This is a genomic window from Pseudomonas libanensis, from assembly GCF_001439685.1.
Taxonomy (GTDB): domain Bacteria; phylum Pseudomonadota; class Gammaproteobacteria; order Pseudomonadales; family Pseudomonadaceae; genus Aquipseudomonas; species Aquipseudomonas libanensis.
Map to the genome: position 1 here is coordinate 262,406 of NZ_JYLH01000007.1, position 12,754 is coordinate 275,159.

13 protein-coding genes are annotated in these 12,754 nt (G+C 60.7%); 8 read left to right on the forward strand and 5 right to left on the reverse strand.

Going from position 1 to position 12,754, the window contains the following annotated elements; genetic code table 11:
• Positions 1 to 150: 150 nt before the first annotated feature.
• The 3 genes from TU73_RS28980 to TU73_RS13710 all read left to right on the forward strand — a co-directional run bounded on the left by TU73_RS28980 (position 151) and on the right by TU73_RS13710 (position 2,109).
• On the forward strand, positions 151 to 306 hold the full coding sequence (locus TU73_RS28980) for a hypothetical protein (RefSeq protein WP_156421227.1): 156 nt from the start codon (positions 151 to 153) through the stop codon (positions 304 to 306).
• Between the two features lie 88 nt (positions 307 to 394).
• Complete coding sequence (locus TU73_RS13705) at positions 395 to 820, forward strand: DUF2231 domain-containing protein (RefSeq protein ID WP_057012677.1); 426 nt, start codon at positions 395 to 397, stop codon at positions 818 to 820.
• The gene (locus TU73_RS13710) at positions 817 to 2,109 is read left to right on the forward strand and encodes a PQQ-dependent sugar dehydrogenase (protein ID WP_057012678.1); all 1,293 of its coding nucleotides are present in this window, start codon (positions 817 to 819) and stop codon (positions 2,107 to 2,109) included. Before TU73_RS13705 ends, TU73_RS13710 begins: the two co-directional genes overlap by 4 nt.
• A 30-nt stretch (positions 2,110 to 2,139) precedes the next feature.
• Here TU73_RS13710 and TU73_RS13715 read toward each other — a convergent pair whose 3' ends face one another.
• Positions 2,140 to 3,048 (reverse strand): LysR substrate-binding domain-containing protein, encoded by a 909-nt coding sequence (locus tag TU73_RS13715; RefSeq protein ID WP_057012679.1) that lies wholly within the window; start codon positions 3,046 to 3,048, stop codon positions 2,140 to 2,142.
• Positions 3,049 to 3,140: 92 nt separating this feature from the next.
• Between TU73_RS13715 and TU73_RS13720 the strand changes: the two genes are divergently transcribed.
• Positions 3,141 to 4,130, forward strand: coding sequence for a DMT family transporter (locus tag TU73_RS13720; RefSeq protein WP_057012680.1), 990 nt, complete (start codon positions 3,141 to 3,143; stop codon positions 4,128 to 4,130).
• Here the strand turns inward: TU73_RS13720 and TU73_RS13725 are convergent.
• Together TU73_RS13725 and TU73_RS13730 are read right to left on the reverse strand one after the other, a co-directional pair.
• A complete protein-coding gene (locus tag TU73_RS13725; protein ID WP_057012681.1) occupies positions 4,117 to 5,520 on the reverse strand; it encodes an MFS transporter in 1,404 nt (467 codons plus the stop codon). The genes TU73_RS13720 and TU73_RS13725 overlap by 14 nt on opposite strands.
• A 143-nt stretch (positions 5,521 to 5,663) precedes the next feature.
• A complete protein-coding gene (locus tag TU73_RS13730; RefSeq protein ID WP_057012682.1) occupies positions 5,664 to 6,194 on the reverse strand; it encodes a GNAT family N-acetyltransferase in 531 nt (176 codons plus the stop codon).
• Between the two features lie 327 nt (positions 6,195 to 6,521).
• Here TU73_RS13730 and proP point away from each other — a divergent pair, with 327 nt between their 5' ends.
• Positions 6,522 to 8,024, forward strand: coding sequence for a glycine betaine/L-proline transporter ProP (gene proP / locus TU73_RS13735; RefSeq protein WP_057012683.1), 1,503 nt, complete (start codon positions 6,522 to 6,524; stop codon positions 8,022 to 8,024).
• A 52-nt stretch (positions 8,025 to 8,076) separates the two neighbouring features.
• Positions 8,077 to 8,580, forward strand: a complete 504-nt coding sequence (locus TU73_RS13740; protein ID WP_057012684.1) for a GAF domain-containing protein — start codon at positions 8,077 to 8,079, stop codon at positions 8,578 to 8,580.
• Here TU73_RS13740 and TU73_RS13745 read toward each other — a convergent pair.
• Positions 8,555 to 9,478, reverse strand: coding sequence for an AraC family transcriptional regulator (locus TU73_RS13745; protein ID WP_057012685.1), 924 nt, complete (start codon positions 9,476 to 9,478; stop codon positions 8,555 to 8,557). The genes TU73_RS13740 and TU73_RS13745 overlap by 26 nt on opposite strands.
• A gap of 163 nt (positions 9,479 to 9,641) precedes the next feature.
• On the opposite strand from TU73_RS13745, the gene TU73_RS13750 reads away from it, so the two are divergent.
• Complete coding sequence (locus TU73_RS13750) at positions 9,642 to 10,664, forward strand: alpha/beta hydrolase (RefSeq protein WP_057012686.1); 1,023 nt, start codon at positions 9,642 to 9,644, stop codon at positions 10,662 to 10,664.
• A complete protein-coding gene (locus TU73_RS13755; RefSeq protein WP_057012687.1) occupies positions 10,661 to 11,851 on the forward strand; it encodes an MFS transporter in 1,191 nt (396 codons plus the stop codon). The genes TU73_RS13750 and TU73_RS13755 overlap by 4 nt, the downstream gene beginning before the upstream one ends.
• Here TU73_RS13755 and TU73_RS13760 read toward each other — a convergent pair.
• Positions 11,844 to 12,617: an AraC family transcriptional regulator gene (locus TU73_RS13760; protein ID WP_057012738.1), complete on the reverse strand. Its 774-nt coding sequence runs from the start codon at positions 12,615 to 12,617 to the stop codon at positions 11,844 to 11,846. The two genes, TU73_RS13755 and TU73_RS13760, sit on opposite strands and share 8 nt — an antisense overlap.
• Positions 12,618 to 12,754 lie beyond the last annotated feature (137 nt).

Genomic DNA, 12,754 nt, shown 5'->3' on the forward strand with positions numbered 1-12,754 from the left:
GGTTTGCAAGCGAGGTCACCTATAAAGACACGACAACGCAATGGGAGACCGTGATGAACCTTGCAATGACACTCTTCAGCCTGTTTGCCGGTTGGATGGCAATTGTAATGTCGATGCTGTGGGGTGTGCTGCGGGTGCTGCATCGGCATCATGCTTAGCACACCGGACGGCCGCTATTTTGTGGTCATGGGCGAGCGTGGGCCGGCGTGGTGGCACGATGGCGCTCCGGATTACAACCGCTGCAACAGCAGCAATACCCCCTATGCGGCATGGTTCGAAAAACATCTCGACACGACCTCCCAGTGAACTTTCTTACAAATGCCATGCTCCTTTCCTATGCGAAGTCAGCGCGCCCTGAGCCCAGGGTGCAGAACGATAAGGAGCCGCCAACCCCATGACTACCCTCCCCACTTACCCCGTCGTCAGACCTGGCCCATTGCATGGGACCTTGCTGGCAGGCACCGTGCCGCTGTTTCTCGGGGCCTTGCTCAGTGATATCGCCTACGGCCAGACCTACCAGATCCAATGGGCCAACTTCGCCTCTTGGCTGATCGCCGGGGCGCTGGTGTTCTGCGGCCTTGCCCTGTTGTTTGCGCTGGTCAACCTGGTGCGCGCCGAGCATAAGGGCGGGCGCCCTGTGGCTTACTTCCTGCTGTTGCTGGGCACCTGGGTGCTTGGGCTGGTCAATGCGTTCCAGCATGCCAAGGACGCCTACGCCATGATGCCCACCGGCTTGATACTGTCAGCGATTGTCACTGTGCTGGCGATCATCGCGACCTGGATCGGCTTGACCAACCTGCGCTCAGGAGCTGCCCGATGAAACCACTCAATACACTGACCTTGCTCAGCGCAGCCCTGCTGCTCAGTGCCTGTGGTGGCGAAGGCGACAAGACCCAGGCCCGCGGCCCTGACCCTAAACTGCCTGAACAACAAAGCAGCCTGTTGCCGAGCATGAAAATCGCGCAGCCCACCCCGTGGGGCGAGCAAAAGCCCAAGGTGCCCGAAGGCTACAGCGTGAGCGCCATCGCCACCGACCTGGCGATCCCGCGCCAGACCCTGGTGCTGCCCAACGGTGACATCCTGGTGGCCGAAGGCCGTGGCGGCAGTGCGGCCAAGCTCAAGCCCAAGGACGTAATCGCCAGCGTGATCAAGGCTCAGGGCAATACTAAGGTCAAGGGCGGCAACCGCATTACCCTGTTGCGCGACGCCGACGGTGACGGCACCTATGAGCTCAAGACGGTGTTCGCCGACAACCTCAACGCGCCCTATGGCCTGGCGTTCGCCGACGGCAAACTCTATGTGGCTAACCAGGACGCACTGGTGCGCTTCGACTACGCCGACGGCCAGACCAAGGCCAGCGCCCCGCCCGTCAAGGTCACCGACCTGCCGGCGCAGATCAACCACCACTGGACCAAGTCATTGGCCGTGAGCGACGACGGACGCCAGCTGTATGTGGGGATTGGCTCCAACAGCAACATCACCGAGCGCGGCATGGAAGTGGAAATTGACCGCGCCATGGTCTGGCAGATCGACGCGGCCACCGGTGCCCACAGGCCCTACGCAACCGGCTTGCGCAACCCCACCGCGCTGACCATCCAACCGGGCTCCGGGCAACTGTGGACGGTGGTCAACGAACGCGATGAACTCGGCCCCGACCTGGTGCCGGACTACCTGACGTCGGTGCGAGAAGGCGCCTTCTACGGCTGGCCGTACAGCTACTGGGGCCAGAACGTCGACCCACGGGCACAACCGCAGAACTCGGCCAAGGTGGCCGCGGCGATCAAGCCCGATTACAGCCTGGGCTCCCATGTGGCGGCATTGGGCGTGGATTTTTCCATCCCGGCCATGGGTGAAAAATTTGCCGATGGCGTGTTTGTCGGCGAACACGGCAGCTGGAACCGCGACAATCCGGTGGGCTACAAGGTGATCTTCGTGCCGTTCAGCAATGGCAAGCCTGCTGGCGAACCCATCGACTTCGCCACCGGTTTTCGCGGTGACGATGGCAAGACCCGTGGGCGCCCGGTGGGCGTGACGGTGGACCCCAAAGGCGCGCTGATCATTGCCGATGACCTGGCCAATACGGTTTGGCGAGTCACCCGTAACCGTTAACCGGAGATGACAGGGGTGGCGACGCCCCTGTCAGCCGTCACTGTGCAATTGCGCTTGCAGCCACGCCAGCAGCGCTTCGACCTCGCCCCGACTGCCCACCCCTTGCTGCTTGTAGACCGAAATTGCCTCAGGCAAAAACACGCTCTCAGCACAGGGCCGGACCAACGCCCCACTGTCAATCAGCCGGCTTGCGGTACGACGCCAGCCCATGGCGATACCGTGCCCCTCCACCGCGGCCTGCAACATCAGCGGGTAGCTGTCGAAGTTGGCACTGCGCGCATCCCTGGCCAACACCCGGCCGAACACCTGCAGCCACTCATCCCACTCCATCAAGTGCGGAGGTTCGGCGCTGTGGTGCAAAAACGTGCAGGGCTGTAACTCAGACAGCGATAACGGCTGTTCCGGGCAAAGGTAGACCGGGCTGCACACCGGGAACACCTCGTCGGAGGCGGTGAACATCAGCCTATGGGCGCCACTGGCGCGCCGGGTACTTTGCAGGGCCACATCGAAGTGTCCATCGAACTGGGTGATAGGCCGCGTGCAGGTCACCACCTGGATTTCAATCTGCGGGTATTGCTGGTGAAACGTCGACAAACGCGGCATCAACCAATAGAACGCCTCGCACAACTGGCACAGCAACACCACCCGATTGCGTTGCGGGGAGGCGCGCAGGTTAGCCGCACCATCACTGATGCTTTGCAACGCAAGGCTGACCACCCGCCCCAATTCACGCCCCTCTTGCGTGAGGAACACCGCACGGTTGCGCCGGATGAACAGTTTCACCCCCAGGTTGTCTTCCAGCCCACGAATCTGCCGGCTGACAGCCGCCTGGGTGATGTACAGCTCATCGGCCGCCTTGGAGAAACTCTCCAGGCGCGCCGCCGCTTCAAACGGCAACAAACTGGCAAGGGGCGGTAGGGTTTTGCCGAGTAGATTCATAATCTGAGGTTATGCATTCAAGGCCGAGAACTCGTTTGTAGCACACCCACGCGGCTGGGCACCATGGATGCATTACTTCATGGATCAGCCCGATGAGCACTTCCCCAACCTCAGTTTCTATCGGCGTGATATTCGCGGTAGTCGCCACTCTCGGCTGGGCGCTGAATTTTATTGCGCCCTACGTCACCGGTGCCTACAGCCTCTACGACCTGATGGCCGTGCGCTTCTTGATAGCCGGTGGGCTCGGTATCGTCTGGATGATCCTGTGCCGGGCGCAACTGCCTGTGCTAAGCCCAGGCCAGCGTCTGTTCGCGGCGGTACTGGGCGCATTGGGTTGCCTGGGCTATGGCGTCTGTATTGCCGCCGGCGTGATATTCGGCGGCCCGGTATTGACGCCAGCCTGTGTTGCCATGGTCCCGGTGCTACTGGCGCTGGTAGGCAACGCCAGCCATAAGACCCTGCATTGGCGCCAGTTGGTGCTGCCGCTGTCTTGCCTCACGGTGGGGCTGTTGCTGGCCAACATCAGCAGCCTGCACCAGCCCTCGCTGGGTAGCGGTGCCTGGCTGGCCGGGCTGTGCTTTTCGTTGGGTGCGGTGGCCTTATGGCTGGGGTTCAGCGTGATCAACCAGAAGCAGCTGGCGCGCCTGCCGGCCGGCGCAACCGGTCTGTGGACCGCCCTGATGCTGGTAGGTGCAGGCGTCGCGGCGCTGTGCCTGCTGCCCTGGATATACGCGCTAGGCTTGTTGCAGCTGCCAACCCTTGGCGCTGGCTGGAGCCAGGCATGGCCATTGTATGCCTGGAGCCTGGTGATCGCGGTGATGTCCACCGTCGTCGGTGCGTGGGCCTGGAACGCAGCGACGCGGCGCCTGCCCATGGTGCTGAGCGGTCAATTGATTGCCCTTGAATCCTTGTTCGCCACGCTGCTCGGCCTTTGGTTTCATCAGCGCTGGCCGACGCCCGTGGAGACCGCGGGCTTGGCTGCTGTGCTGATCGGCGTGGTGATGGCGGTGCGTATCATTTTGGCGGGTGCAAAACCCGCCACCAATCTTTCGGTGCCTGAAGCGCCAACTACAAGTCAGTAATTTCTTTGTGGCGCGGCACCAGGGCCTTCATCACGCTCCAGGCCACCAGGTAGGCCAGGGCGCAAATGGCAAACATGATCATGTAGCCGGTGTGGATGTCGTTGATCGACTTGTAGTAGTCGAACACCCAGCCGCCGATCTTGGTCATGACCACGCCGCCCAGGCCACCGGCCATGCCACCGATGCCGACCACCGAGGCCACGGTTTTCTGCGGGAACATGTCGGACACGGTGGTGAAGATATTGCACGACCACGCCTGGTGCGCCGAGGCGCCCACGCCGATGAGCAGCACCGGCACCCAGAAGCTCAGGTAGCCCAACGGCTGCGCCAGCAACACCACCAGCGGGAACAGCGCAATCACCAGCATGGCTTTCATGCGCCCGTCATAGGGTGCATCGCCACGCGCCATGAAGTAGCTGGGGAACCAGCCGCCACCGATGCTGCCGACCATGGTCATGCTGTACAGCACCGCCAGCGGCATGACGATATCGGCGCCTTTCATGCCGTACTGTGCCGACAGGTAGGTGGGCAGCCAGAACAGGAAGAACCACCACACGCCATCGGTCATGAATTTGCCGAAGGCGAACGCCCAGGTCTGGCGGTAAGTCAGCAGCTTGAACCAGGAGACTTTCTTTGCGGTGGCGCCTGTAGGCGCTGGGGTGAAAGGTTGTACGGTCTGATCGCTGCGGATATAGGCCAGTTCCTCGGCCGACAGGCGTTTTTGCTGTTCCGGTTTTTCGTATACCGCGGCCCATACCGCGACCCACAGGAACCCCAGCATGCCGATGACCATGAAGGCCGCTTCCCAGCCCCACAGGCCGGCAATCAGTGGCACGCAGATCGGTGCCAGGATCGCACCGACGTTGGCACCGGAGTTGAAAATACCGGTGGCCAGTGAGCGTTCTTTCTTGGGGAAATATTCGGCAGTCGCCTTGATCGCAATGGGAAAGTTGCCTGCTTCACCAATCGCCAATACTGCGCGGGACAGCATGAAACCGGCAATCGACACCGGGATCACAGCCAGGCCGATTGCCCCGCTGATCGCGGCGATGCCCTCGCCCATCGGCACCGAGAAAGCATGCATGATCGCCCCGGTGGACCAGATCCCAATCGCCACCACGTAAGCGGCCTTGGTGCCAATCTTGTCGACGAACCGCCCGGCAAACAGCATGGAAATGGCATAGACAAACTGGAACACCGCCGCGATGTTGGCGTAATCGGTGTTGCTCCAGCCAAATTGTGTCGAGAGTTGCGGTGCCAACAGGCTGAGCACCTGGCGGTCGAGGTAGTTGACCGTGGTGGCGAAAAACAGCATCGCGCAGATCGTCCAGCGATAGCTGCCGACTGCCTGGCCGACACGATGGGCACTGATGGGCTCGTTCAGATTCATGGCATCACTTTTTATTTTTGTTAGGTAGGACATATGCAACGTCATATGTCGTCGTACAACTGCGACTTTTATATCGGGACGCCCACGCAGTGTCAATCAGAAAAAGTGCCGTTTATCCAGGAATCAGACGGGTATAAGAAATGTCAGTCTTGAGCAGTTGTAGGATGACAAACCCGCATCACCAGGCTAGGTGCCTGGCCTGGTACGTCGTCCAACAGGCCGAAAGGTTGCATACCGATCTTTTCCAGCACACGGATCGACGCGACATGGTCGGGTCGTACCAGGCCGAAGACTTCCGGCAGACCGAGGGTTTCAAACGCCAACACCAACGCATCACGCCCCACCTCGGTGGCGTAGCCCTGCCCCCAGGCTTGGACGGCAAAGCGATAGCCGAGGTTGACGCGTCGTTGTGTCAGATAGTTGAGCGGTGCAATGCCACCAAACCCAATGATGTGTCCGGGCGTTTCTCTACGGGCAATCGCCCACCAGCCGTAGCCGTGACTGGCCCATTGCTCCATCCAATGGGCCAGCAAGCGCTCGGCCGCCGCAAGATCAGGCATGGGCCCGGCGGGGTTGAACAAATTGGTCTGCGGGTCGCCGAAGATCGCGAGCAATCGCTGAACATCAGCGGACCGTGGTTGGCGGTAGGTGAGGCGTGAATAGCTGCTTGGCATATGAATGACTTCCCTGTTTTGCCTGACTGACAATGACAACCCCTGTGGGAGCGCTCGAGCTTTAGCGAGGCCGCGATGGCGGTGGGTCAGGCAACATAAATGCCAACATTACCGCCGCCTTCGCAGCCTCGCCGGGGCTCGACAACTCCCACATTTGATCTGTTTTGCCGCTAGTTATGCATAGGCCTCGAAAACCCAACGTTTCATCCCATGCGAGAAAAAATACACAAAGCGGTGAATTATTTCGTGTCCTCTTGTATCTGAACTGACAGAGTGGTGCCATCGTAGCGATGGCACCTCCCCTGTTCAGCTTTAAGAGTGGCCCGCATGAAACTACGGAAAAAACGCGTCAAACCCATCGGTTTGAACGACATCACCATTGTCGACGACAGCAAGATGCGCAAAGCAATCACTGCCGCCGCACTGGGCAATGCCATGGAATGGTTCGACTTTGGCGTGTATGGCTTTGTCGCCTATGTGCTGGGCAAGGTGTTCTTCCCCGACGCGTCCCCCAGCGTGCAAATGATCGCTGCACTGGGCACCTTCTCCGTGCCTTTCCTGATTCGCCCATTGGGCGGCCTGTTCTTTGGCGCTCTGGGCGATAAGTACGGGCGGCAAAAAGTCCTCGCCGCCACCATCGTGATCATGTCCCTGAGCACCTTCGCCATTGGCTTGATTCCCGGCTATGCCTCTATCGGCATCTGGGCGCCGATTTTGTTGCTGTTGTGCAAAATGGCCCAAGGTTTCTCGGTGGGTGGCGAGTACACCGGCGCGTCGATCTTCGTCGCCGAATACGCCCCTGACCGCAAGCGCGGCTTTCTCGGCAGTTGGCTGGACTTCGGCTCGATTGCCGGTTTTGTCCTCGGCGCAGGTGTGGTGGTATTGATCTCCACCGTGCTCGGCGAAGCGGAATTCGAAGCCTGGGGCTGGCGCCTGCCGTTCTTCCTCGCCCTGCCCCTGGGCATGATCGGCCTGTACCTGCGCCATGCGCTGGAAGAGACCCCGGCGTTCCAGCAACACGTCGACAAGCTCGAACAGGGCGATCGCGAAGGCCTGACCCACGGGCCGCGAGTGTCGTTCAAGGAAATCGCCACCAAGCACTGGCGCAGCCTGTTGACCTGCATCGGTATCGTCGCGGCCACCAACGTGACCTACTACATGCTGCTCACCTACATGCCGAGCTACCTGTCCCATAACCTGCACTACGCCGAAAACAGCGGCGTGTTGATCATCATCGCGATCATGGTCGGCATGTTGTTCGTGCAGCCGTTCATTGGCTTTGTCAGCGACAAGATCGGCCGCAAGCCGTTCATCATCGCCGGCAGCATTGGCCTGCTGTTCCTGTCGATCCCGGCGTTCATGCTGATCACCAGCGGCAAGACCGGGCTGATCTTCAGCGGCCTGCTGATCCTGGCCATTGTGCTGAACTTCTTTATCGGCGTGATGGCCTCCACCTTACCGGCGATGTTCCCCACTCACCTGCGCTACAGCGCCCTGGCCAGTGCATTCAACGTCTCGGTGCTGATTGCCGGCGTCACGCCAACCGTCGTCGCCTGGCTGGTGGAAAGCACCAACGACCTGTACATGCCCGCCTATTATCTGATGGTGTTCGCCGTGGTCGGCCTGGTCACTGGCCTGACCATGAAGGAAACCGCCAACAAGCCCCTACGCGGTGCGGCACCTGCGGCTTCCGACATGGCGGAAGCCAAGGAGCTGCTGCAGGAACATCACGACAATATCGAGCAGAAAATCGAAGACATCGATGCCGAGATTGCCGCGCTGCAAGCCAAGCGTGAAAACCTGGTGCAGCAGCATCCACGGATTAACTAAAACCTGACTGTGCATGGCCGCTGCGAGCGGCCATGCCATTGGAGTATTCAACATGCTTCCAAGCGTCACCGCACAGTTGTTACTCAGCGCAGACGAACGCGCCGCTATCGCAGAAATCGAAGCTACAACCAACATCCTCAAGCTGGTCACGCGCTTGACCGGCATGAGATTTGCCGGCATCGCCAAATTTACCGACCTGGAATGGGTGGTCTGCTCGGCCTACGACCCTCTGCAAATGGGCATCAATGTCGACGATGTACTCGACTTGGAAACCACCCTGTGCAGTGAGTTCTGCATCGACCCCCAAGCCTTGTTCATCCCGCAGATCAGCCAGAACGGCCGCTTTGCGTCACGCCCGGTGGTCAAGCAATACGCCATCGAAAGCTATGCCGGCGCGCCGATCTTTCTGCCCGATGGCCGTCTGTTCGGAGCGCTGTGTGCGCTGGACTCGCGGGCGATGCTGTTCGATGACCCCAACTTGCCGGAAACCCTGAGCCTGTTCGCACGGCTTATCGGCTGCATCTTCTACGCTAATCTGACCCCGGCGGATCACTGACACTCGCCCTGCCCCGCAGTGTTGCCATATCGCGCTTGGGCGGCACCCCAAACAGCCGGCTGTACTCACGGCTGAATTGCGACGGGCTCTCATACCCGACTTTGAACGCGGCACTGGATACATCCTGGTGCTCGTTCAACATTAATCGTCGTGCTTCATTCAGACGCAGCCATTTCTGGTATTGCAGCGGGCTCATCGCGGTCAGTTGCCGGAAGTGATGGTGAAAGGTCGCCGCGCTCATTTGCACCCGCGCTGCCAGCTCTTCCACACGCAGGGCCGCGTCGAAATTCAACTTCAGCCAGTCGATGGCCTTGGCAATCCGATAGCCCTGCCCGTCCACCGAGCAGATCTGGCGCAGTCGGCCGGCCTGGTCGCTTTTCAGTAGCCGGTAATGAATCTCGCGCTGGATCAATGGCGCGAGTACCGGAATCGCTTCGGGTTCATCCAGCAACGCCACCAGGCGCGCGAATGCGGCCAGCATGCCGTCGGTGACCGTGCCGATCCCCACGCCCTTCATGACTGCGCGTTCACGCACCGGCGGCAAGCCACCCTGGGCGATCAGCTCGGCCAGCATGCGCAGGTCCAGCTTGAACGTCAGCCCCAGGCACGGCTGCTCGGGGCTGGCCGCCAGCACCTCGGAATTGGCCGGAATGTCCAGCGACGTCACCAGGAACCGGGAAGTGTCGTAGGGGTAGCCCTCGCCGCCGACCCACAACTGCTTCTCGCCCTGGGCCACCAGCACGATGCACGGCTCAACCATGCACACCACCGGCGCAGCGGGTTGCTCACGCCGATAAAAGCCCAGGCCGGGGATCGGCATGGCGTAGTCGCCGGGCGACGGCGTGCGCGAACCAATCGATTGGATCAGCGCGTTCAATGGGGTGGGAGTGGACGTCATGACAGACCCTCTCAGTGCTTCATTGCACTTTACTCGCGCAAGCCACGGGCGTCGTCATCTGGCACTGAAACTCAGAGGATCAGGCAAGTAATCCACTCAAATGCACTATAGAAGCCCTGCCGTCACCCGGAAAATGTGCGGACACTTTACGAGGAACATCCCTATGAAACGCCTCTTGCTCGCCCTGGGTTTGCTGGTGACTTCTCTTTCTTCATTTGGAGCCGATATGTCTAACGGTGCGGATAACTTCTACAGCAGCGACACAGTGACGGCCGAACCTGTCACCTTCAACAATCAATACGGCATGCAGGTCGCAGGCACGCTGTTCGTGCCCAAGCACCTTGCCCCAGGCTCAAAGCACGCAGCCCTTGTCGTCGGCCACCCGATGGGCGCCGTAAAAGAGCAAAGCGCCAACCTTTACGCCACCAAAATGGCTGAGCAGGGTTTCGTGACCCTGTCCCTGGACCTGTCGTTCTGGGGCCAAAGCGCCGGCACACCACGCAACGCGGTGTTGCCCGACCTCTACGTGGAAGACTTCAGCGCCGCCGTGGACTTTCTGGGCACTCGCCCACAGGTCGACCGGGAACGCATCGGTGCCATCGGCATTTGCGGCAGCGGCAGTTTTGTGATCAGTGCTGCGAAGATCGATCCGCGTCTCAAGGCAATCGCCACCGTCAGCATGTACGACATGGGCGCGGCCAACCGCAATGGCCTCAAGCACGGCATGACCTTGCAACAGCGCCAGCAGATCCTGCGCCAGGCCGCCAACCAGCGCTATGTAGAGTTCCAGGGCGGCGAGACCCTCTACACCGGTGGCACGCCGCAAAGCCTTACCGGCGACCCGGTCGGCGACGAGTTCTACGACTTCTACCGCACCCCTCGCGGCGAAGTCACCCCGGCGGGCGCCTCATCGCAAACCACCACCCGGCCGACGCTGACCAGCAACGTCAAGTTCATGAACTTCTACCCATTCAACAATATCGAGACGATCTCGCCGCGCCCACTGCTGCTGATTACCGGGGCCTACGCGCACTCCCGTGAATTCAGTGAAGACGCCTATCAACGCGCCGCCGAGCCCAAGCAATTGCTGATCATCCCCAACGCCGGCCATGTAGACCTGTACGACCGCGTCGAACTGATCCCGTTTGACACGCTCATCACCTTCTTCCAGAGCCACTTGCAGTGAGTTCCGTTACCCCTCAACCGCAACGCTGGGGCGCGGTGCTCGCGATGTCGCTGGCGGCGTTTGCGTTGGTCGCCTCCGAGTTCATGCCGGTCAGCCTGCTGACACCGCTGGCCGCTGACTTACACATCACTGAAGGCCAGGCCGGCCAGGGTATTTCCGTGTCCGGGGTGTTTGCCCTGCTCACCAGCCTGGTCATCGCGGCGGTTGCCGCGCGGATGGATCGCAAGCGCCTGCTGATGGCCTTGACCCTGCTGATGATCGTCTCCGGCAGCGTGGTAGCGTTCGCGCCGAATTACGCGGTGTTCATGCTCGGGCGCGCATTGATTGGGGTGGCGATTGGCGGCTTCTGGTCGCTGTCGGCGGCCACGGCAATGCGCCTGGTCGAGCCCGCCCAAGTGCCACGGGCCTTGGCCATCGTCAACGGTGGCAATGCCCTGGCGACGGTGATCGCGGCGCCGCTGGGCAGCTTTCTCGGCGGCCTGATTGGCTGGCGCGGCGCATTCTTTTGCGTGGTGCCAGTGGCCGTGATTGCGCTGGCCTGGCTATGGCTGAGCTTGCCTGCGCTCAAGCACAGCGGCGCGGCAAACACCGGCAATGCACTGCGCCTGCTGAAAAAACCCAAGGTGGCCTTGGGCATGTGCGCCGTCAGCCTGTTCTTCATGGGCCAGTTCATGCTGTTCACTTACCTGCGGCCGTTCCTGGAAGGCGTGACCCGGGTCGAGGTGTCTACCCTGTCGTTGATGCTACTGGTGCTCGGCCTGGCCGGCCTGGCGGGTACGGTGTTGATTGAGCATTTGCTCAAGCACCATCTCTACCCGACGCTGATTGCCATCCCGCTGATCATGGCAGGCATCGCCTTTACGCTGGTGGAGTTCGGCGGTTCAGCGATTGTCACCACCGTGCTGTTGGGCTGCTGGGGCCTGGTGGCTACTGCTGCGCCCGTTGGCTGGTGGACATGGCTGGCGCGCACCTTGCCCGACGACGCTGAAGCCGGCGGGGGGTTGATGGTAGCCATCATCCAGTTGGCGATTGCCGCCGGCGCCACCGTCGGTGGTGTGGCATTCGACTTGAGCGGTTATCAGGCCACCTTCGAGTTGAGCGCCGCCTTGCTGGTAGTCGCCACGCTGCTGGCTTACCTGACATCCCGGCGCCCTGCTCACGCGCCCATGGCAAACGGCACTACTTGAAAAACTGACTCGGCGTCCTGCCAAACTGTTTCTTGAACATACTGGTAAACGCACTCGGGCTTTCATACCCCAGCTCAAACGCCACATCGATAATCTTCTCCCCCACCGCAATGCGCTCCAGCGCCAGCAGCAACCGCGCCTGCTGGCGCCATTGGCCGAAGGTCATGCCGGTTTCCTTGCGGAACAGGCGCTGGATGGTGGTTTGATCCAGCCCCAGGCGCGCACTCCAGTGCGCAACGGTGGAGGCGTCTCCCGGTTCGTTCTGCAACGCCAGGCAGATCTGGCTCAGGCGCGGGTCGGCAGGCTGTGGCAGGGACAATGGCAAGGCTGGAAGGTTGGCCAGTTCATCGAGGATCAGGTGCATGATCCGGGCATCGCGTGAGTCCTCGGCATAGGGCGGTTTCAGGCTGACCGAGGCCTTGATCAGCTCGCTCAGCAACGGGGAAACCGTCACCGTCTTCGGCTCGGTCGGCAGGTTCGGGAAACTGTCCGGGCGCACGAACACGCTGCGCATCTTCAACGTGCCCACGCAGCGCAATGAGTGAACTTGACCACAGGGCATCCAAAAGCCACGATTGGGCGGTACCGTCCATTGCCGCAGGGCCGAATACACCACCATGACGCCACCGATGGCGTACAGCAGTTGATGCTTGTTGTGGCTGTGCTCAGGGATCACCCAGTTTTCCGGATAATCGGTAGCCGAGCTGATGACAGCCCAGTCGCCCTCATCGATATCCCGAAGAAATTTATCCAGTGATCTGATCATTTTGCCCTTTTTGCGATGGTTTCCGCCCGAATTGCGCGAGACAGGCTTTTTCTTCGAATTTAGCATAGCTTTCGAAACAATTAGAAATGGCTGCCAGCTAAAGTCCTGTCTGCCCCTGTTTGCTGCCTTGTATGGAA

Excerpts from the sequence above, each read along its gene's own strand:
- proP (WP_057012683.1), top strand. The coding sequence starts at position 6,522 with ATGAAACTACGGAAAAAACGCGTCAAACCCATCGGTTTGAACGACATC.
- TU73_RS13705 (WP_057012677.1), top strand. The coding sequence starts at position 395 with ATGACTACCCTCCCCACTTACCCCGTCGTCAGACCTGGCCCATTGCAT.
- TU73_RS13730 (WP_057012682.1), bottom strand. The coding sequence starts at position 6,194 with ATGCCAAGCAGCTATTCACGCCTCACCTACCGCCAACCACGGTCCGCT.
- TU73_RS13725 (WP_057012681.1), bottom strand. The coding sequence starts at position 5,520 with ATGAATCTGAACGAGCCCATCAGTGCCCATCGTGTCGGCCAGGCAGTC.
- TU73_RS13745 (WP_057012685.1), bottom strand. The coding sequence starts at position 9,478 with ATGACGTCCACTCCCACCCCATTGAACGCGCTGATCCAATCGATTGGT.
- TU73_RS13740 (WP_057012684.1), top strand. The coding sequence starts at position 8,077 with ATGCTTCCAAGCGTCACCGCACAGTTGTTACTCAGCGCAGACGAACGC.
- TU73_RS13750 (WP_057012686.1), top strand. The coding sequence starts at position 9,642 with ATGAAACGCCTCTTGCTCGCCCTGGGTTTGCTGGTGACTTCTCTTTCT.
- TU73_RS13720 (WP_057012680.1), top strand. The coding sequence starts at position 3,141 with ATGAGCACTTCCCCAACCTCAGTTTCTATCGGCGTGATATTCGCGGTA.
- TU73_RS13760 (WP_057012738.1), bottom strand. The coding sequence starts at position 12,617 with ATGATCAGATCACTGGATAAATTTCTTCGGGATATCGATGAGGGCGAC.
- TU73_RS28980 (WP_156421227.1), top strand. The coding sequence starts at position 151 with ATGCTTAGCACACCGGACGGCCGCTATTTTGTGGTCATGGGCGAGCGT.
- TU73_RS13715 (WP_057012679.1), bottom strand. The coding sequence starts at position 3,048 with ATGAATCTACTCGGCAAAACCCTACCGCCCCTTGCCAGTTTGTTGCCG.
- TU73_RS13710 (WP_057012678.1), top strand. The coding sequence starts at position 817 with ATGAAACCACTCAATACACTGACCTTGCTCAGCGCAGCCCTGCTGCTC.